Origin of the sequence: Agarivorans sp. Toyoura001 (assembly GCF_005405585.1) — a bacterium.
In the GTDB taxonomy this organism is placed as follows: Bacteria; Pseudomonadota; Gammaproteobacteria; order Enterobacterales; family Celerinatantimonadaceae; genus Agarivorans.
The window spans coordinates 21820-40049 of record NZ_BJEQ01000009.1; the positions used below are offsets into that span (position 1 = coordinate 21820).

General features: G+C 44.8%; 15 protein-coding genes. All 15 read left to right on the plus strand.

Annotation, left to right across the window (positions count from 1 at the left end):
• The first annotated feature begins 22 nt into the window (after positions 1 to 22).
• The 15 genes from FFR00_RS11880 (at position 23) to tldD (ending at position 18211) form a co-directional block, all read left to right on the plus strand.
• On the plus strand, positions 23 to 673 hold the full coding sequence (locus FFR00_RS11880; RefSeq protein WP_161985158.1) for a Tfp pilus assembly protein FimT/FimU: 651 nt from the start codon (positions 23 to 25) through the stop codon (positions 671 to 673).
• 36 nt (positions 674 to 709) lie between these two features.
• Positions 710 to 1177, plus strand: coding sequence for a prepilin-type N-terminal cleavage/methylation domain-containing protein (locus tag FFR00_RS22025; RefSeq protein WP_137673627.1), 468 nt, complete (start codon positions 710 to 712; stop codon positions 1175 to 1177).
• Positions 1178 to 1223: 46 nt separating this feature from the next.
• Positions 1224 to 1700 carry a type II secretion system protein gene (locus FFR00_RS11890; RefSeq protein WP_137673628.1) on the plus strand — a complete coding sequence of 159 codons (477 nt, stop codon included), beginning with the start codon at positions 1224 to 1226 and terminating at the stop codon, positions 1698 to 1700.
• On the plus strand, positions 1687 to 2214 hold the full coding sequence (locus tag FFR00_RS11895; RefSeq protein ID WP_137673629.1) for a prepilin-type N-terminal cleavage/methylation domain-containing protein: 528 nt from the start codon (positions 1687 to 1689) through the stop codon (positions 2212 to 2214). The genes FFR00_RS11890 and FFR00_RS11895 overlap by 14 nt, the downstream gene beginning before the upstream one ends.
• Positions 2214 to 3047, plus strand: a complete 834-nt coding sequence (locus tag FFR00_RS11900; RefSeq protein WP_137673630.1) for a PilW family protein — start codon at positions 2214 to 2216, stop codon at positions 3045 to 3047. The genes FFR00_RS11895 and FFR00_RS11900 overlap by 1 nt, the downstream gene beginning before the upstream one ends.
• Positions 3019 to 3483 (plus strand): MSHA biogenesis protein MshP, encoded by a 465-nt coding sequence (locus FFR00_RS11905; RefSeq protein WP_137673631.1) that lies wholly within the window; start codon positions 3019 to 3021, stop codon positions 3481 to 3483. Before FFR00_RS11900 ends, FFR00_RS11905 begins: the two co-directional genes overlap by 29 nt.
• The gene (locus FFR00_RS11910) at positions 3480 to 7385 is read left to right on the plus strand and encodes a DUF6701 domain-containing protein (RefSeq protein WP_137673632.1); all 3906 of its coding nucleotides are present in this window, start codon (positions 3480 to 3482) and stop codon (positions 7383 to 7385) included. The genes FFR00_RS11905 and FFR00_RS11910 overlap by 4 nt, the downstream gene beginning before the upstream one ends.
• Before the next feature lie 181 nt (positions 7386 to 7566).
• Entirely contained in the window at positions 7567 to 8610 is a 1044-nt protein-coding gene (locus tag FFR00_RS11915; RefSeq protein ID WP_016400728.1) for a rod shape-determining protein, read from the plus strand.
• Between the two features lie 75 nt (positions 8611 to 8685).
• A complete protein-coding gene (gene mreC / locus FFR00_RS11920) occupies positions 8686 to 9501 on the plus strand; it encodes a rod shape-determining protein MreC (protein WP_137673633.1) in 816 nt (271 codons plus the stop codon).
• A gap of 27 nt (positions 9502 to 9528) precedes the next feature.
• Positions 9529 to 10014, plus strand: a complete 486-nt coding sequence (mreD, locus tag FFR00_RS11925) for a rod shape-determining protein MreD (RefSeq protein WP_137673634.1) — start codon at positions 9529 to 9531, stop codon at positions 10012 to 10014.
• Complete coding sequence (locus FFR00_RS11930) at positions 10014 to 10589, plus strand: nucleoside triphosphate pyrophosphatase (RefSeq protein ID WP_137673635.1); 576 nt, start codon at positions 10014 to 10016, stop codon at positions 10587 to 10589. Before mreD ends, FFR00_RS11930 begins: the two co-directional genes overlap by 1 nt.
• A 6-nt stretch (positions 10590 to 10595) precedes the next feature.
• Positions 10596 to 12065, plus strand: coding sequence for a ribonuclease G (rng, locus tag FFR00_RS11935; protein ID WP_137673636.1), 1470 nt, complete (start codon positions 10596 to 10598; stop codon positions 12063 to 12065).
• A gap of 4 nt (positions 12066 to 12069) precedes the next feature.
• Entirely contained in the window at positions 12070 to 15936 is a 3867-nt protein-coding gene (locus FFR00_RS11940; RefSeq protein WP_137673637.1) for a YhdP family protein, read from the plus strand.
• The gene (locus FFR00_RS11945) at positions 15936 to 16760 is read left to right on the plus strand and encodes a carbon-nitrogen hydrolase family protein (RefSeq protein WP_235836217.1); all 825 of its coding nucleotides are present in this window, start codon (positions 15936 to 15938) and stop codon (positions 16758 to 16760) included. The genes FFR00_RS11940 and FFR00_RS11945 overlap by 1 nt, the downstream gene beginning before the upstream one ends.
• A 5-nt stretch (positions 16761 to 16765) precedes the next feature.
• Positions 16766 to 18211, plus strand: coding sequence for a metalloprotease TldD (tldD, locus tag FFR00_RS11950; RefSeq protein WP_137673638.1), 1446 nt, complete (start codon positions 16766 to 16768; stop codon positions 18209 to 18211).
• Positions 18212 to 18230 lie beyond the last annotated feature (19 nt).

Below are 18230 nucleotides of genomic sequence, written 5' to 3' on the forward strand. Positions count from 1 at the left end.
TGATTTGAGGAGTAACTAACAAGTGACAATTTATCCTAGCCTAAGTGCTAACAAATACAGGCAAGTCGGCTTCTCATTGATCGAGTTGGTGATTGTTATTGTGGTGTTGGGGATCCTCGCTGTTACTGCATTACCACGATTTTTGGATGTAACAGAAGAAGCTAAGGTAGCCAGCCTTGAGGGCGTAGCGGGTGGATTTGCTACAGGTGTTTCTTTAGCGAGAGCACAATGGGAAGCTGAAGGTCGACCGAGTGAAAACGGTAAGAATGCCGTTATTTACGATACTCAGAAGGTGTATTTAACAACTCCTACTGCTGCTCAAATATCTAACGGTAGTGTTGCGCCTGGTTACCCTGTAACCAGTGATGATGAAGAAGTAGATCCTGGCTCGCTTAGCGGCGAAAAGTGCCTAAAAGTATGGGACGCTATTTTACAAAACCCGGCTCGAGCGACCAGCACCTTTGCTGAAGTTGCCGATCAAGGCGATTATTTTAAATATTACACCACGGTGACCGGCGCTGCTGAAGCGACCAGATGTATTTTCTACCAAGTTAACTCCTTGGCAAAAAATAGCGATGGGTCTTACGTTGATCCTGGCAACGACGAAGGCTCTTTTAATAACTTTACGTACCAACCCGCCGCTGGGCGAGTTTTTACAAATATTTCTAACTAACGATTTATAAATCAATAATTTTCTAAGGATATAGAAATGAAAACAACTAAACAGCAAGGTTTTACGCTAATTGAATTGGTGATTGTTATTATCATCTTAGGTATTTTGGCTGTGACTGCAGCACCTAAGTTTTTAAACTTACAAACTGATGCTCGCGCTTCAACTGTGAAAGGCTTGGAAGGAGCAGTTAAAGGCGGAGCCAATTTGATTTATAGTAAAGCGGCAATTGCTGGTATTGAAGCAAGTTCTGGTGATGTATCAGGAGCAAATAGCACTGATGTTTCAACGACTCTTGGTTACCCTAATGTAGCTGCATTTGGTTCAGATCAACTCGATGGTTGGCTAGATCTTAGTACTGCTGAATGGACTGTTACTACTTCTGGTGCTGGTGCAACTATTACTCCGGCGGGCTTTACTGCTTCTTCTGGTGCTTGTGAAGTTCAATATACGATTGCAGATAGCACGAGCTCTGCTCAAACTGTATCAGTTGTAACTGGCTGTTAATTGTTTAAGGCTAGCTTCGGCTAGCCTTTACTTTTTAACTATTAGATTGGAAACATCATTTAAACCTCACCCTCGAAACTCCGGCTTTACCACTATTGAGCTGGTGATTACGCTCATCCTCATTGGCATTCTTGCTATCACTGTATTCCCCAGATTCTTTCGCGGCGGCTTTGCTGAAATAAGCCTGCGCGAGCAATTGCTAAGTCGTTTACATTTAATACAAACCCAAGCAATGAACCATTATCAAGATTGCTTTTTTCTGCAAATTAACAGTGAGAACTATTTTTCTGGCGAGCTAGCAACAAACGGTAATTGTTTAAGCACTATTGATGTTCTAGAAGAGGTGTCTTTTTCTAGCGATCTCAATGTTAGCCAAGGTGTTATTCGTTTTGATGGACTTGGACGAGTTAGGCTGGCTGATTCCAGTTTATGTTCGCAGTTCCCTTGCATTATTAGCGTGCAAGGTGAAGAAACTCACACCATTGTTATAGAATCAGAGGGCTATATTCATGCGCCCTTGTAAAAGCTCCAGAGATAGCGGTTTTACTCTGATTGAGCTGATTGTTGGCATAGTGGTGCTTGCGATTTCGCTTGTAGTCATTACCTCATTTTTAGCACCTCAAGCGGTGCGTAGTATTGACCCTATTTACCAAGTACGATCCGCCGAATTAGGGTCTAGCCTAATGAATGAAATACTGTCTAAATCATTTGATCACAATTCGGATCATACTGGCGGAGGGCTGTGGCGCTGTGGAGAAACTGGGCAGCCTGCTTGTACTGTCGCAGGTAGTTATGGTCCGGACGGAGAAACTCGTTCTCAATATAACGATGTGGATGATTACCATACTAATGGTAATTTTATCGCTATTGACGACAGTTTAGGAACTAACTTAGCCAACATCTATCGCAACTATTCTTATCGAGTGGCTATCGACAGTTCAGAGAATGGCATTAATGTAGCTAAACGCATCGATTTGTGGATAAGGGCGCCTAATGGCGCTGATTACGCCTTTAGTGCTTATCGGTGGAATTACTAATGGCTAAGCAAGTGGGTTTTACGCTTATTGAACTCGTCATTACCATGGTGTTATTGGCAATACTGGCGATTGCTACCACCGATTTTTTGCGTACCGGTAGCCTTATTTACCGACAAAGTGCTGATAGGCAGGTGTTGCTAGGTGAGGCGCGTTTTGCCATTGAGCGCCTAAACAGAGAATTACATAATAGCTTACCGAATAGTGCTCGTTTAGATCCAAATGGAGCGAATGTCACTGACTATTGTTTGAGTTTTGTGCCTACCATCTCGGCACATACTTATATTGACATTCCTGTTGCCCCGAGTAGTTCGGCGTCAGCAGCGGTGGTTACTTCACCAAGTCAACCATCGATTATCTCTACCGCAGAACCAGCCTGGCTAAGCACTTACATACTCAACTCCGATGAGGTGCTACTGGCGTCTGGAGGCTTGGTAAACGCAGGCTGTAGTTCTGCAACTGGCAAAGTGTTCTGCTTAGCTAACATAAGTGAAGATGCTAGTTCGGGAGCCAGTACCCTAGGTTTTTCCGATTCTTCAAATAATGCAACATCAGTGAGTTTTACTACGGACTCACCCTCACAGAGAACTTTTATATTGGGGGAGCCGATTCGCTATTGTCTTGAAAACAATCGCTTGCTGCGTTTTCAGCCAGCAGACAGTGGTACCGGTGTACTAATGGCGAGTAAACTCGAAAACCCTAATACAGTGCAACCCTTTCAGGTGGTGCAGCCTAGCTTGACCAGAAACGGCTTAGTGAATCTACGCTTGCGGTTTGTTGAAAATAATGAGGTAGTGGAATTTAATCATGACATCGTCATTCTCAACCAGCCTTAAGCAGGGACAACTAGTTAGCAACCCTGCTAAGCAGCAGGGGAGTGCGTTGGTGATAGCGATTTTTGTGATTGTGGTGATGGCTTTAATTAGTGCTGCATTAACGGTGATGTTACAAGATACCTCTCGCAATGCCGCTTGGGATGTATTGGGTACTCGTGCCGAATTAGCCGCTTATTCTGGCTTAGAACAAAGCTTGTCTGAACTGTTTCCTTTAAATACACCAAATACAACCCCAGGCAATTGCAACGATGTGACGCCGAATCCTGCTTTAAATGGGCAAGCTTTTAGTAGCTGTAGCGTAGCAGTTACCTGCCAACAAAACGATATAGCGCAATTAAACGCGCGCTTTTTTGATTTGCAAGCCACCGCTTCTTGCGGCTCTGGTGAGGTTCTCGTTCAACGCTCTCAACAAATTCAAGCGAGGAGCGGCTTATGAAATTAACGGCACTAATTAGCCCTCTTCTTATTAGTCTTCTGGTGAGTCCTCAGTTAGCTTTAGCCGTTGATTGTGTCGACGTATTTACCAGCCCCATAGCATCTTCACAAAATAATCGTCGTTTGGAGATAAATTGGTTAGCGCGAGTCTACGGAAGCAATCAAGGGCGATTGGATATAGATAGCGTTGATAAAGTTAGCTCATCAGATGGAAATACTTGTCCTGATGCCAATACCGATTGCGTGGCTAGCGGTAACTTAGCCTCGGCGGGTAGCAATGTTAATATTGAAAAAATTAACAACGGGCAGTCTGTTAATGTGGGTTACCAACAAACTGTCACGCTTGGCTCAGCCAGCTATAACACAAATAATTTTGCAGACATTCAAGGGGCTACTCAAAGTACCATCAACTTTTCTAGTGATCGCAATGAGTATTTTATTGAGAATGTGAATGTAGGTTACCAATCTGCTTTACGTCTCTCGCCAGGAACATATTGGATAGATGGTGATTTTACCATCGGCCAAGAGGCTACACTAGAATTGCTTGGCTCCAGTGGTACGGTAAAAATATTTGTGAATCGTAACGTGACCGCAGGTTACCAAGCTAAGTTAAATGTAAATGGCGACCCCTTACGTTTGGCCATCTATACCCGAGAGGACATCGATTTAGCCAATGAAACTGAGTCTGCTTTTATTGGTTACGCTAGACGGAACATTGCTTTAAATTACCAAGCCGAATTAGAGGGGGCGTTATTCACCCAGCAACGCGATGTGGTAATGGTTAACGAGTCGGTTGTTCGAGGAATTGCTAATCCAGGAGAGGTAGATTTTGCTCCTCTGTGTAACAGTAGCGTGACAGAACCACTTTTGTTGCAGTTTGGTAGCGCTGGTGCAGGGCAAAATGGTGGTACGGTTACATTTGACCAAACTTATCAGTCTAAACCTTTAGTGTTTTTAATGACGCCTATTGATGCTAACGACCCAAACAATGACGGACCGGTAGCAGCGCTAGTCACCAGTGTCGATGTTGATAAATTTACATGGGTACGTCAAGAGCCTCCTTTCAACTCCACTGCATCAAAAAACATAGAAGCAGTAGATTGGATTGCTGTTAATGAAGGTGAGCATTTTCTCGAAGACGGCACTGAGTTAAGAGCGGGCAAGATAAGCACCAATACTGCTTTTCCGTTTCCCGATAGAGACTATTTTAATGTAGATATGCCCAACAATTTATCGGTGGTTTTGCATCAAAGTCAGTCGCGTAATAACAATTGCTGGCTCACCACCACGTCAGAATATAACAATAGTGGTATTCGCTTAGCGATTGATAACAGTGAAGCCTACGATTTCCGCTTTTTCGCACGTTATTGTAACTCACAAAGTGACTCAATTTATTACACTGACTTACAAGATGAAACAGTCGCCTATCTCGCAACAGAGCCAGTAGTAGGAGCCATTACTGTAGATAATGAAGTCATTAATTATCAATTTGGTAACTCGTTAACTCACGGTAGTGGTGGAAGCACTATTACACCGCAAGCAACGTGTGATTACTCCACTCCTTATCAAAACAACTTGTTCTCTTCGCCGCCTATATTGGTGGCCAGCAAAAATGAACGTAGAGGTAACAATGGCGGTTGGTTGAGACGCTGTCAGCACAACGCGGCTGATTTCTCAATGATTACAGAGGAAGACCAATACCTTGATAATGAACGAAGCCATTTAGCGGAAAGCTACAGCTACATGGCTTTTAGTTCTAATGCTTCGGTGGCTGTACCAGGGCTTAATATCTCTGCTCAGGACTTTGGTTTAACCTGTGATATTCATGAGGTAACCATTCAAGCAACCCTTGATGGGCAAGTGGATCAAAGTTTTGTAGGGACGGTGAATCTATCCACCTCTAGCAATAAAGGTACCTGGTCGAAAGGAAACGGACTTGGCAACTTAGTACCAGAAAATAACAACGGCAAAGCAAGTTATGGTTTCACTGCTGCTGATTTGGGTGAGGTGAGTTTAGGTTTATTCCATCCTTTAGAGGGCTCAGTAACCTTAACTGTCGTTGACGGCACGGTAGGCGATTCTACTGTAGTAACTTTTAATGCTTACGGCTTTGAAGAAAAATTGGTGGGGGCATGGGGCGAGAATCCTCATAAAGCCAACACTGAATTTAAATTACAGCTAACCGCCGTAGGTAAAGACCCTGATGGAACCGAGTGTCGCCCAATCACTAATTATGAAGGGCAAAAGAGTTTACGTTTTTGGACTGACTATACCGAGCCAACAACTGGCACTCGGCAGTTAGCAGTAAAGAACCAAAGCACCAATAATTATGTGGATGTAAGCACTACCCAAGCACTACGTACAGCAGTAGCTATTTACTTTGTTGATGGTTTAGCAGAAATAGATCTTCGGTACCCAGATGTAGGTCGCTTAGGCATTAATTTTTGGGATGAAGATGGCTCTGTGGTGGATGGAAATACCACTACCTTGTTAGGCAGTGCTAGCGCTGAATTGATACCAGATAGATTTGAATGGGCGTTGATTGAAAATGAAGTCAACGAAACTAACTCGAGTTCAAATAATGATACAGTGCCATTTGCCAGGTCTGGCACGCCTTTTAAATCTTGGTTAGCGGCGCGAATAGCTAATTGCACACCGTCTTCGGTAACAGATTCTTCATGTGATGCGGCTAATTTTATCGCTGACACCGATAAGCTTGGGCTTAAAGTTGAGCTTGCCTCGCCAGATAGTGGCGTACTAGGCACATTTAATGATGGCGTGATTGTCAGTCAGATTGCCGGCATCGTGGTGGTTGACGAAAACGAATATCACGATGTGGGCAGCATCAATTACTCTGGGTGGATTAGTAAATATTTGGATTACACTTTTGTTTATCCTGATGGTACAGATCTATCGACTGTTATAGATTATGACGTCAGTGTGGCAAATACTGAGGTGGGTATGTTTTATCCTCATCACTTTGAACTGTCGTCGGCCGTGCTAGGGGCAGCATGTACACTAGGGGACTTTAGTTATATTGGCCAGCAAGAACAAAAAGTGACTTGGATATTACAAGCCGAGAGTGCTAATGGCTCGATCACAGAAAATTACACAGACAGTGTTTTCCCGGTAAATACTGATTTTAGTCGTTGGCAGTTTAATAGCAGCTCTAGCATCTTAGGTTTCGACGACGGATTAAAGATTGATGATGCTACCGCGATATGGAGCCAAGGAATTTTTGCACAAACTGATGAAGTAATGGCTGGTTTGTTAAAACCAGTAGCGGCACAAGCCCCAGTAACAGATGGCAAGTTACGCTTGTTTTACAATCTATATTTTGATGATGCGACCTTGCTTAGTGCAGATATTGTTTCCGATTCTGATGCTGGTGGCTTTGATTGCGGTATAGATTCTGATGAAGGTCCTTATTGTGATTTAGGCACCGTACCGGATCTACGCCATGGCCGCATAAAACTCAACAACGGCTTTGGTTCTGAGTTGCAAGCGATTGGCGTCACTGGTGATTTACAGTACTTCGACGGTACTCAGTACATTAGCAATACCGAAGACGCTTGTAGTAACTTAAATCTTGCGCCTCTAGATTTTTCTCCTAAAACAGATGCTACAGATGCAACGGTAGGTGGCGGTACTTCAACTGTTAGTCTCCGTAGCCCTGGTATTGCTAACCAAGGTGTCATTTGGGTCGACTTTACCGCTCCAGGCGAAGGAAATACTGGCAGTGTCGATTATTGGTTTAACCTAGACACTAATTTGAATTGGCTTCGTGAAGATTGGAATGGCAATGGAAGCTTTGAGAGTGCAGACGACGCAGCAGGTGCTGGACAAGTCACCTTTGGTATTTTCCGACAAAGTGACAGGGTTATTTATCGCCGGATGCTATAAATCTTAAGTTTTGTATGAAAAATGTACACCTTGGTTCAAAGATATTGAATTAGCTAGGTGATAGTCTTCACTATCCTTGGCTTCTCTCTATAGTATGCTTGCTCATCGGTGCCTGCGTTGGTAAAGTGAGCCAAGTTTTAATCGCGTATCATCGACACTATTTCTCAGGATTTTCCCAGCTATGTTTAAAAAGCTTCGAGGCTTGTTTTCTAACGATTTGTCTATCGACTTAGGAACAGCTAATACACTTATTTATGTTAAAGATCAGGGGATCGTTCTTAACGAACCTTCAGTAGTGGCGATTCGCCAAGAGCGCGCTGGCAGCCCAAAAAGTGTAGCTGCGGTAGGACATGCCGCTAAGCAAATGCTCGGACGAACTCCAGGTAACATATTAGCGATTCGCCCAATGAAAGACGGGGTAATTGCAGATTTCTACGTGACAGAGAAAATGTTACAGCACTTTATCAAGCAAGTGCATGACAACAACTTCCTACGTCCTAGTCCTCGAGTTTTAGTGTGTGTGCCTTGTGGTTCTACTCAGGTTGAGCGTCGAGCTATTCGTGAATCAGCCATGGGAGCAGGAGCGCGTGAGGTTTATCTTATTGATGAACCAATGGCTGCAGCTATTGGTGCCGGTTTGCCGGTATCTGAAGCAACCGGTTCTATGGTGGTAGATATTGGTGGTGGTACCACCGAAGTGGCTATTATCTCTTTGAACGGTGTGGTGTATTCATCTTCAGTACGTATTGGTGGCGACAAATTTGACGATGCCATTATAAACTACGTGCGCCGTAACTACGGCAGCCTCATTGGTGAAGCAACCGCTGAGCGCATCAAACATGTGATTGGCTCTGCTTATCCGGGTGATGAAGTACGTGAAATTGAAGTACGTGGTCGTAACCTAGCTGAAGGTGTTCCAAGAAGCTTCACTTTAAATAGCAATGAAATTTTAGAAGCACTGCAAGAGCCGCTTTCCGGTATTGTTAGTGCAGTAATGGTTGCCCTTGAGCAAAGCCCACCAGAGCTTGCCTCAGACATTTCTGAGCGTGGTATGGTGCTCACCGGTGGTGGCGCACTAGTGCGTGACTTAGACCGTTTACTCATGGAAGAAACGGGTATTCCAGTTGTGGTTGCAGACGATCCGCTAACTTGTGTGGCGCGTGGTGGCGGTAAAGCTATCGAAATGATCGACATGCACGGCGGCGACTTATTCCACTACGAATAAGCGCTGTAGCGCGGGCACAGTATTGTGCCCGTTGCTTTATATGAAACAACTCGACAACTACTCAGGTAACGACCGATGAAACCTATCTTCGGCCCAGGTCCATCTCTAGAGCTTCGCCTTGCGCTCGCTGTTGTATTGTCAATTTCTTTGATTTTTATCGATAGTAAACTGATAGCCTTCAAACAGGTTCGTGTTTATTTGCATTCTGCTGTAAGTCCTCTGCAATACATTGCTAACATGCCGGGTCAACTTATGGACTCGATGTCTAATCAAGTAATTACTCGTGAACAGCTCAAACGAGAAAACAGCTCCTTAAAAGAACAGCTGATACTTAACCGAGCTGACCAACTGTTAATGGAAAGCCTTGCTAAAGAAAACACCCGCTTGCGTGCGTTATTGGGCTCACCTGTTCGAAATGACAGCCGTAAGCTGGTGGCTGAAATTATGGCAGTAGATTCAGATCCTTTTTCTCACCAAGTGGTGATTGATAAAGGCAAATTGGATGGTGTTTACGAAGGTCAGCCGGTGATTAATGATATCGGTGTCATTGGCCAAGTATTGCATGTAGGCACGACTACTAGCCGAATATTACTCATTACCGATGCTAGCCATGGTATTCCGGTGCGGATTGCTCGTAACGATATTCGCGCTGTAGCGACCGGTACCGGTGAGCTCAGTCGATTACAGCTACCACATATTCCGCGCAGCACAGATATTGGTGAAGGTGATGTGTTAGTAACCTCTGGTTTAGGTGGAGTGTTTCCTGAAGGGTATCCGGTAGCGGTAGTGAATCGATTCGACTATCAAGAAGGTAAACCCTATGCCGATGTGGTGGCGACACCAGTGGTTGAATTGGACCGCTTGCGCTACCTATTGTTGATTTGGCCCTAAGTTTGAGTGGCAGTATAAAGGCACAACATGATTGAGAAGATTAATGGCCGTGGCGCCATTATTGGCAGTTTGTTTATCGCATTGATTTTAGCGATTATTCCGCTACCTTTAGTGGCCGATGCGTTCCGCCCTGACTGGGTATTGGTATGTGTTTTTTATTGGACCATTGCCTTACCGCATCGCAGCAATGTGGGCGTCGCTTTTGTTGTAGGGTTCATTCTCGATATATTGTTAGGCTCTACCTTAGGCGTTAGAGCACTGGCGATGTCTATTGTGGCGTATATAGTTGCAACCAATTTTACCCGTTTACGCAATTTTTCAGTGTGGCAGCAAGCTCTGGTTGTGGGTGGCATGACTGGTTTAGCCAAAATTGTGGTGTTTTGGGCTGAATACCTAGTGCAAGATATTCAGTTACCTGCAGGGTACTTTTACCCAGTGATTACAACATCTGTGGCTTGGCCTTGGATATTTTTGTTGTTACGCAAACTACGTCGCCAATGGAAGATTTCTTAATGTCGTCAACTTCACTGATTTTAGCCTCATCCTCACCAAGACGAGTAGAGTTGTTGGCTCAACTTGACTGGCCATTTACCACCCAAGCTGCTGATATTGATGAAACCCCGATTGCTGGTGAGCTTCCAGAACAACTGGTACGCAGGTTAGCTGAGCAAAAAGCCGCAGCGGTTTATCATCAGCAAAACGATTCTTATATTGCCGTGTTGGGCTCAGATACTATTGTGGTATGTGATGGCCATATTTTAGGTAAGCCACAAGATGCAAATGACAGCCAACGCATGTTGAGTTTATTAAGTGCTAAGCAGCACCAAGTAATGACGGCTGTCAGCCTGTATCATCACTCAAAAGCGCATACGCAGTTAGTCACTACCTCGGTCTATTTTTGCGCTCTTTCTGCCAAACAAATGGTGGATTATTGGGATAGTGGAGAACCTTGTGACAAAGCAGGCAGTTACGCCATTCAAGGTGTAGGTGGTAAGTTTGTCGAGCGTATTGAAGGTAGTTATAGCTCGGTGGTCGGCCTACCTTTGGTAGAGACTGACCGTTTACTTCATTTACATTTAACTCGCTAGGTTATTATGTCAGCAGAATTATTGATCAATGTTACACCTACAGAAACTCGTGTTGCCCTAGTTGATAGCGGGATTTTGCAAGAAACCCATGTTGAACGTGATGCCCGCCGTGGCATTGTGGGTAATATGTATAAAGGCCGTGTGAGCCGAGTATTACCCGGTATGCAAGCGGCATTTGTAGATATAGGTTTAGATAAAGCTGCATTTTTACATGCTTCTGACATTGTGCCGCACACTGAGTGCGTGGATGTTACTGAGCAGGAACACTTTCAAGCAGGCAATATTGCTGAGTTGGTGCGCCAAGGCCAAGATATTATGGTGCAGGTGGTAAAAGATCCTCTCGGTACCAAAGGCGCGCGTTTAACCACTGATATTACTCTCCCTTCTCGTTACTTAGTGTTTATGCCAGGTAGCAGTCACGTAGGGGTATCACAGCGCATTGAAAGTGAAGAAGAACGTGATCGCCTAAAAGAAATCTGTAGTGATTTTGTTGATGATTTAGGTGGCTTTATTATTCGTACTGCTGCCGAAGGGGTAGGTGCCGACGAGCTCGAGCAAGACGCTGCCTTTTTAAAGCGCGTTTGGCGTAAAGTTCTGCAACGCAAAGAGAGCTCTCCTAGTAAAAGCAAGCTTTATGCTGAACTGAATTTGGCTTTACGTATTATTCGCGATTTTGTGGGCACCCATTTAGATCGGATTCGGGTTGATTCTCGTGAAACCTACGAGCAGCTGGTGTCTTTTAGCGCTGAATTTGTGCCGGAGTTTACCGAAATCCTTGAATACTATGCTGGCGACCGACCGATATTTGATTTATTTGATGTAGAAAATGAAATTCAGCGGGCGCTAAAACGCCGTGTAGACTTAAAGTCTGGCGGCTATTTGATTATCGATCAAACTGAAGCAATGACCACCATCGACATCAATACCGGTGCTTTTGTGGGTCATCGAAATCTCGAAGAAACTATTTTTAATACTAATATTGAAGCCACTCAATCTATTGCTCGTCAGCTACGTTTACGTAACTTGGGGGGTATTGTGATTATCGACTTCATCGATATGACCGATTCGGAACACCAGCGCAGAGTACTGCATAGCCTAGAGTTAGCGCTGGCTAAAGATCGTGCTAAAACTAACATTAGTGGCTTTTCTCAACTTGGTTTAGTTGAGATGACACGTAAACGTACCCGTGAAAGTATTGAACATATCCTATGCGGCGAGTGTCCAACTTGTCGTGGCCGCGGCACGGTGAAAACAGTTGAGACTGTTTGCTACGAAGCTTTACGAGAAATCATTCGGGTTAACCGGGCTTACGACGCCGATAACTTCATCGTGTATGCATCAACCAAAGTAGCTGAAATGCTAATGGGAGATGAGTCGCATAGCTTAGCTGAATTAGAGGTCTTTATTGGAAAGCAAGTACGTGTTCAAACCGAACCTATGTATAGCCAAGAGCAGTTTGACGTGGTGTTAATGTAAACCTATGGCAACTCCTTTTGCTCGCGGAGCGAGAAAGTGCTGGCATGGTTTAGCGTTATTATTGGTTATTGTTGCCGTGTGCTTGAGTATTGCACGCGGCATTTTAAGTTTTGCGACTAACTACAAAGACGACTTAGCGTCTTGGCTGGTGGATGGACAGCAAGCCGATTTAACTATTGGCCAGCTTAGTGCGCGGATGCATAATTTTCGCCCTATGTTGGTATTTGAAGATAGCCAAGTAGCGATTGGAGAAAACCGAGAAACTACCTTCAGTGTAGGCGCATTGATGCTGGAATTAGATCTCTGGCAAAGTATTGAGCAAGGCCAAGTAGTATTTAAAGACTTGGTGCTAGACCAAGTTAATTTTCAGTTAGCTATTGACCCCCATAGTGCGCGCTCCCAGCGTGATTTTAGCCAAAGCTACCAAGCCATTGCCGATGTATTTCTGAGCCAATTAACTCGTTTTAGCTTAACCAATAGTTTGATAGAAATTGAGTTTCCTGATCATAGTATGAACTTTGATATCGCCAATTTGGATTGGGTGAATAATGGTCAACTACACCAAGGAAACGGTGAGATACTTATTGGTCAGGATTTACAAAATGGCCGAATAAGCTTTCGAGTAGACCTGATAGGTGATGCTTCAAACGTAGATTCTTTAAGTGGTAAACTATTTGCTAAAGGGCAACAGCTTAACTTAAATGCTATGCCGCGTTTGTTAGGGCGAAGTTCAGAACATCTTGGTAGTGATTTAAACCTGTCTTTATGGGTTGATTTTGGTGCAGATCAACAGCAACGTTGGGTAGTGCAATGGCAACCTAGTTATGTTTATTGGGGAGCTGACAACGAACAGCATTTGGTTATCGACAGTGGTTTAGCCCAAGGTCTCAAAGTTGAAGATGATTGGCGTATCGATAAGCTGCCCTGGAACATTAGTGTTAATAGTCTTGACGCTGATTTTACCCTGCAAGCCTTGCTCAATAAACAAGGTCAAGCTTGGCGCCTTGCCGAGTATGACCTAGCCACCTGGTCACCTGCTTTAGTGGCCCTGGAACAGGAAGGGGAGATTGCTTGGTCAAGGTTAATCACCGAAGGGCAATTAGACCAACTGCAACTCAATTACTCACATGCTGACAAAGCCCTGACCTATCAGGCTGATATTTCTGGCTTGAGCACCGTGGGACAATCTTACCTGCCTAGTATTCACGCGCTAAGTGCATACATTCGTGGCGATAAACAAAGTGCTCACTTAAGCTTGCAACAGCGAGGGGCATTTCAGCTCGCAGCTCAATTTATAGAAACTTGGCAAGTACAACAACTCGAATCGGAGATTGAAATTAGTTTTGGTGATGCGGGCTTAAGCCTAAAGAGCGATGCGACTCAATTACTGACTCCCGAATTAGATTTTGCTGGTCAATGGGCACTTATTTGGCCGGAACAAGGTAAGTGGCCATTGCTGAGCTTAATGGCTAATGCCGAGATTAAAGATGCCGGCAAAGCTTACTGGTATTACCCAAATGTAATGCCCGATAAGGTTTTCTCCTATTTAGAAGGCGCACTCTTAGCTGGCGCGGCAAAAGATAGCCAAATCCTTTGGTATGGGCAGTTAAACAACTATCCCTATGACCAACACAATGGCATTTTCCAAGCCTTTGTACCGCTCGATGATGCCACCTTTAAGTTTGACCCTGATTGGCCTGCCTTAGAAGAGTTGCAGCTAGATTTGTTATTCCAGAATGATGGCCTGTTTATGGAGAGTAATAGGGCGCGTTTAGGCGAGGTTCCTGCACAACGTATTAGTGCCAGTATTCCTAAATTTTATAGCGGGTCGGAACTGTTTATTACTGGCGAAATTGCCGGACCAGCCCGTGCGGTACAAGACTATTTACTGCAATCGCCGATTGAAGCCTTAAGTGCAAGCCTGCAGCAGCTTCCGCTAGGTGATGGCGATGTAGCGGGTGAAATTTACCTTAATATTCCGCTCTCTGACGGAGATGTTGAGGTAAATGGCCATGTAGACTTCAATGGTAATGGCATTGAAGTGTTACCTGCGGGCATGAGCCTTAGTCAGCTAAACGGCCGCTTGTATTTTCAGAATGAGCAATTGCGTACCAATAACTTATCAGCCCTGTGGCGGGGGATGCCCTTAGACATCAAGTTTAATACTGAAGCGGACGCTGATAATTATCTGCTTAACTTTGATTTAGCAGGGCGATGGCCATTGGTGGAGGCTGAGCGTGCTTTTGGTATTCCACTTACCGAGTACGCAAAAGGTAATTTACGCTGGCAAGGGGATTTAGATATTCGCCTTAAGCCGGAAGGTTTGTTTGATTACAACGGTGACTTTCGAAGCGATTTACTGGGGGTGAGCATGAACTTGCCCGCACCAATGAAAAAGGCGTCACCCCTTAGCTGGCCTACTGCGCTTAGCGTTAACGGCGATCACCTTACTAGTAAATTTCAATTAGAGTCTAATCAGTTGGTCTCCGCTACGGCTAAAGTAGAATTTGCTGACGACCAAAAGAAGCTGAAATACGCACTGCTTAATTTAGGTGCAGATAACAACTTGTTGTGGGAAGGGGAAGGCTTAGCCATGTCTTTTGATTTTCCTGAGCTGGATCTGGAACCGTGGCTTTTTTGGGCAAAAGAGCAAATTAAATTTACCCCTGAGAAGCCTGAAACAGACTACACCAATGTGAGTTTAGAAGTGCCAGAGTTAATGTTTGTACGGGGCGCGGTCACTAAAGCAACCTTGCTGGAACAAACACTGGATAACTTTGATATTGCGTTTTTGCCGCGCAGTAAAACCCAGTTACAAATTGAGTCCGAGCAGCTAGTGGCTAGTCTTGCGGCACCTAAGCATCCCTCTGTTGAACAGCCAGTTAATGTTGTTATTGAAAAGGCGAATTTAGATCAAATTGATTTTGGCCGTTTTGAAGAGCAAGTAGAACAAGACTTACAAAAACTGGAGTCACGACAAACTACTTCAGAAACCAGTGGTCATAGTTTGTTAAAAGTTTTGCCGCCTCTCAAGCTCAGCTGCAGCGGTTGTCAGCTTGGAGATTACCGTTTAGGAAATGTAAAAGTTGATTTGCCGATCGAGAACCAAGCGATGGAAAACGGCCGCTTATGGGTTGATTGGGGACATAGCCAATTAACTTCAGCTTTGTTTTGGAATGCCCCAGACGGAGCCGAACAAGCTGGTTTAGCTGGTTCTTTTGAGAGCACCAGTATGGAAAAAGTATTTGAGGATCTCGGCCAAGAAAGCCCGCTAAAAGGAACGCCTGCACGTTTTACTTTTGATGTTAACTGGCGCGATAGCTTATTGAGTCCTGAAATGAGCAGCTTAGATGGCAATATCAAGGTTCAAGCCGACAAAGGCGTGGTGACGGAAATGAGCGATAAAGGTACCCGTTTATTAACCTTAGCCAGTTTGGATACTATTCGTCGCCGACTTAAATTAGATTTTAGCGACGTATTTGAAAAAGGCATGCACTTTGACTCATTGAGCGGCAGCATCACCTTTAAACAGGGCGTTGGTAATAATCAGGACTTTTTCTTTGATGGTGTGGCCGGTTCCATGCGCGGCAAAGGCGAGGTTGATTTTCGAGATGGTCAAATTGATTACCTAGTGAGCTACTCTCCTAAAGTTACTTCAAGCTTGCCGGTACTGGCGGCATTTTTGGTCACTCCCGCTACTGGAGTAGCCGTATTGGCTTTATCTAAGTTGTTAGAACCAGTGGTGGAAGTGGTAACACAAATTGACTTTGCACTCACGGGCAATATTGGCGAGCCAGAGTTGATAGAATTGGAGCGGGTTAAACAAGAAATTAAAGTGCCAGATAAGTTTCGTCCTAAGGAGTCTCGCTGATGAATTTAATTGCCTTGCAGATGACTTCAGGAAGTTCACTGTCGAGCAACTTAGCGCAAGCTGAAGAGTTGCTAAAGCAGGCTCAGCCGCACGCTGGGGATTTGGTATTGTTGCCAGAGAACTTTGCTCAATATGGTGGCGGAGACCAAGCGTATATCAGTATTGCTGAGCCACTTGCAAATGGCCCTATTCAACAATGGTTAGCCGAACAGGCCAAACGCTATGCTATTTATTTGGTGGCGGGAAGCGTGCCAACACAAGCTGATGATAATGCTCGTTGTTATACCTCCAGTTTAGCATTTTCTCCCGATGGTGACTTATTACAGCATTATCATAAATTGCATTTATTCGATGTTGAGGTTGCCGACAACGTAGGCTGCTATAGAGAATCCGATAGTTTTGTTGCGGGCCAGCAGCTTGCTTGGTTTGATATTGATGAAATTCGTGTTGGTATGGCGATTTGTTTTGATTTGCGTTTTCCTTATTTATTTCAGCTGCTGCGCCAACAGGGCTGTGATATTGTATTAGTTCCTGCAGCGTTTACTGCGCTAACGGGGGAAGCCCATTGGCAGCCGCTGTTACAAGCTCGAGCCATCGAAAATCAGTTATATCTGATTGCTGCAAATCAAACTGGAACACATGACAACCAACGCCAAACATGGGGACACTCGATGATAGTGGATCCGTGGGGGCGTTGTTTAGATCTACAAGCAAGCGGAATAGCGCCAGCAAGAGCCGAATTTAACCCGCAGTTGTTAAAACAAGTTAGGGACCGGATGCCCGTGCCGTTGCATGGTCAATTACATTTAGGGTGGAGAGAATAAACACTATGTCGTTTGAAAAAGTCAGTCAGTCATTACTGGTGCCGGGTGGCATTGGCGAGCAAGAATTAACAATGGCGCTGACCGAGGTAGCAAAACACCAAATTGATTACGCTGATCTGTATTTTCAACATAGTCGCCATGAGTCTTGGGTGCTAGAAGACGGCATTGTAAAAGAAGGTAGCTATAACATTGAGCAGGGCGTTGGTGTTCGCGCAATTAGCGGCGAACAAACGGGCTTCGCTTATTCAGATGTGATTAATCAAAGCGCGTTAATTCAAACTTGCCAGGCTGCCCGAGGTATTAGTGCTAAAGCTGGTTCGGCAAAAGTAAAACCATTTTCTCGAGTTAGCGCTGAGCAGTTTTATCAGTCAGACAACCCTTTAGTTAGCTTATCTAACCAACAAAAAATTGCTTTGTTAGAACGAGCAGACAAATATGCGCGCAGCTTAGATTCCTCAGTGACTCAAGTGATCGTTAGCTTAAGTGGCGTTTACGAAGAAGTGTTAGTGGCGGCTAGTGACGGAACCTTAGCAGCAGATATCCGCCCCTTAATTCGCTTTAACTGTAGCGTATTGGTAGAGCGCAACGAGCGTCGTGAGCGAGGCTCTGCTGGTGGCGGTGGCCGAAGCAACTATAGCTATTTCTTAGAAGACGTAAATGGTCGCGAACGGGCGATGGGCTTTGTTGATGAAGCTGTACGCCAAGCCTTGGTTAATTTGGAAGCGGTAGATGCGCCAGCTGGACTTATGCCGGTAGTGCTAGGTGCCGGTTGGCCTGGCGTGTTACTGCATGAAGCGGTAGGCCATGGTTTAGAGGGAGACTTTAACCGTAAGGGCTCCTCTGCTTTTAGTGGCTGCATGGGTGAGAAGGTCGCCTCCAGTTTATGTACTGTGGTAGACGACGGCACGATGGGAAATCGTCGCGGTTCGGTCAGTATTGATGATGAAGGTACGCCTGGCCAATACAATGTATTGATTGAAAAAGGTGTGCTTAAAGGCTACATGCAAGACAAACACAACGCTCAGCTTATGAATACGCATTCTACCGGTAATGGCCGACGCGAGTCTTATGCCCATTTGCCCCTACCGCGTATGACAAATACCTATATGTTGTCCGGTGAAAGTGAACCCGAAGAGCTTATTGCTTCGGTTAAACGAGGCATTTATGCGCCCAACTTTGGTGGTGGCCAAGTAGATATTACATCAGGCAAATTCGTATTTTCTGCCTCAGAAGCTTACCTCATCGAAGACGGCAAAATTACCGCGCCAATTAAAGGCGCCACCTTAATTGGTAGCGGACCAGAAGCGATGCAGCAAGTGTCGATGGTTGGCAATGACCTCGCGCTCGATCAAGGTGTTGGTGTATGTGGTAAAGAAGGTCAAAGTGTACCGGTAGGAGTAGGACAGCCTAGCTTGAAGTTGGATGAACTTACTGTAGGTGGTACAGCATAATAAAAAGGGGCGTTAAGCC

Coding starts and splice junctions, on each gene's coding strand:
- FFR00_RS22025 (WP_137673627.1), top strand. CDS start 710: ATGAAAACAACTAAACAGCAAGGTTTTACGCTAATTGAATTGGTGATT.
- FFR00_RS11895 (WP_137673629.1), top strand. CDS start 1,687: ATGCGCCCTTGTAAAAGCTCCAGAGATAGCGGTTTTACTCTGATTGAG.
- FFR00_RS11900 (WP_137673630.1), top strand. CDS start 2,214: ATGGCTAAGCAAGTGGGTTTTACGCTTATTGAACTCGTCATTACCATG.
- FFR00_RS11905 (WP_137673631.1), top strand. CDS start 3,019: ATGACATCGTCATTCTCAACCAGCCTTAAGCAGGGACAACTAGTTAGC.
- FFR00_RS11910 (WP_137673632.1), top strand. CDS start 3,480: ATGAAATTAACGGCACTAATTAGCCCTCTTCTTATTAGTCTTCTGGTG.
- FFR00_RS11915 (WP_016400728.1), top strand. CDS start 7,567: ATGTTTAAAAAGCTTCGAGGCTTGTTTTCTAACGATTTGTCTATCGAC.
- mreC (WP_137673633.1), top strand. CDS start 8,686: ATGAAACCTATCTTCGGCCCAGGTCCATCTCTAGAGCTTCGCCTTGCG.
- mreD (WP_137673634.1), top strand. CDS start 9,529: ATGATTGAGAAGATTAATGGCCGTGGCGCCATTATTGGCAGTTTGTTT.
- FFR00_RS11930 (WP_137673635.1), top strand. CDS start 10,014: ATGTCGTCAACTTCACTGATTTTAGCCTCATCCTCACCAAGACGAGTA.
- rng (WP_137673636.1), top strand. CDS start 10,596: ATGTCAGCAGAATTATTGATCAATGTTACACCTACAGAAACTCGTGTT.
- FFR00_RS11940 (WP_137673637.1), top strand. CDS start 12,070: ATGGCAACTCCTTTTGCTCGCGGAGCGAGAAAGTGCTGGCATGGTTTA.
- FFR00_RS11945 (WP_235836217.1), top strand. CDS start 15,936: ATGAATTTAATTGCCTTGCAGATGACTTCAGGAAGTTCACTGTCGAGC.
- tldD (WP_137673638.1), top strand. CDS start 16,766: ATGTCGTTTGAAAAAGTCAGTCAGTCATTACTGGTGCCGGGTGGCATT.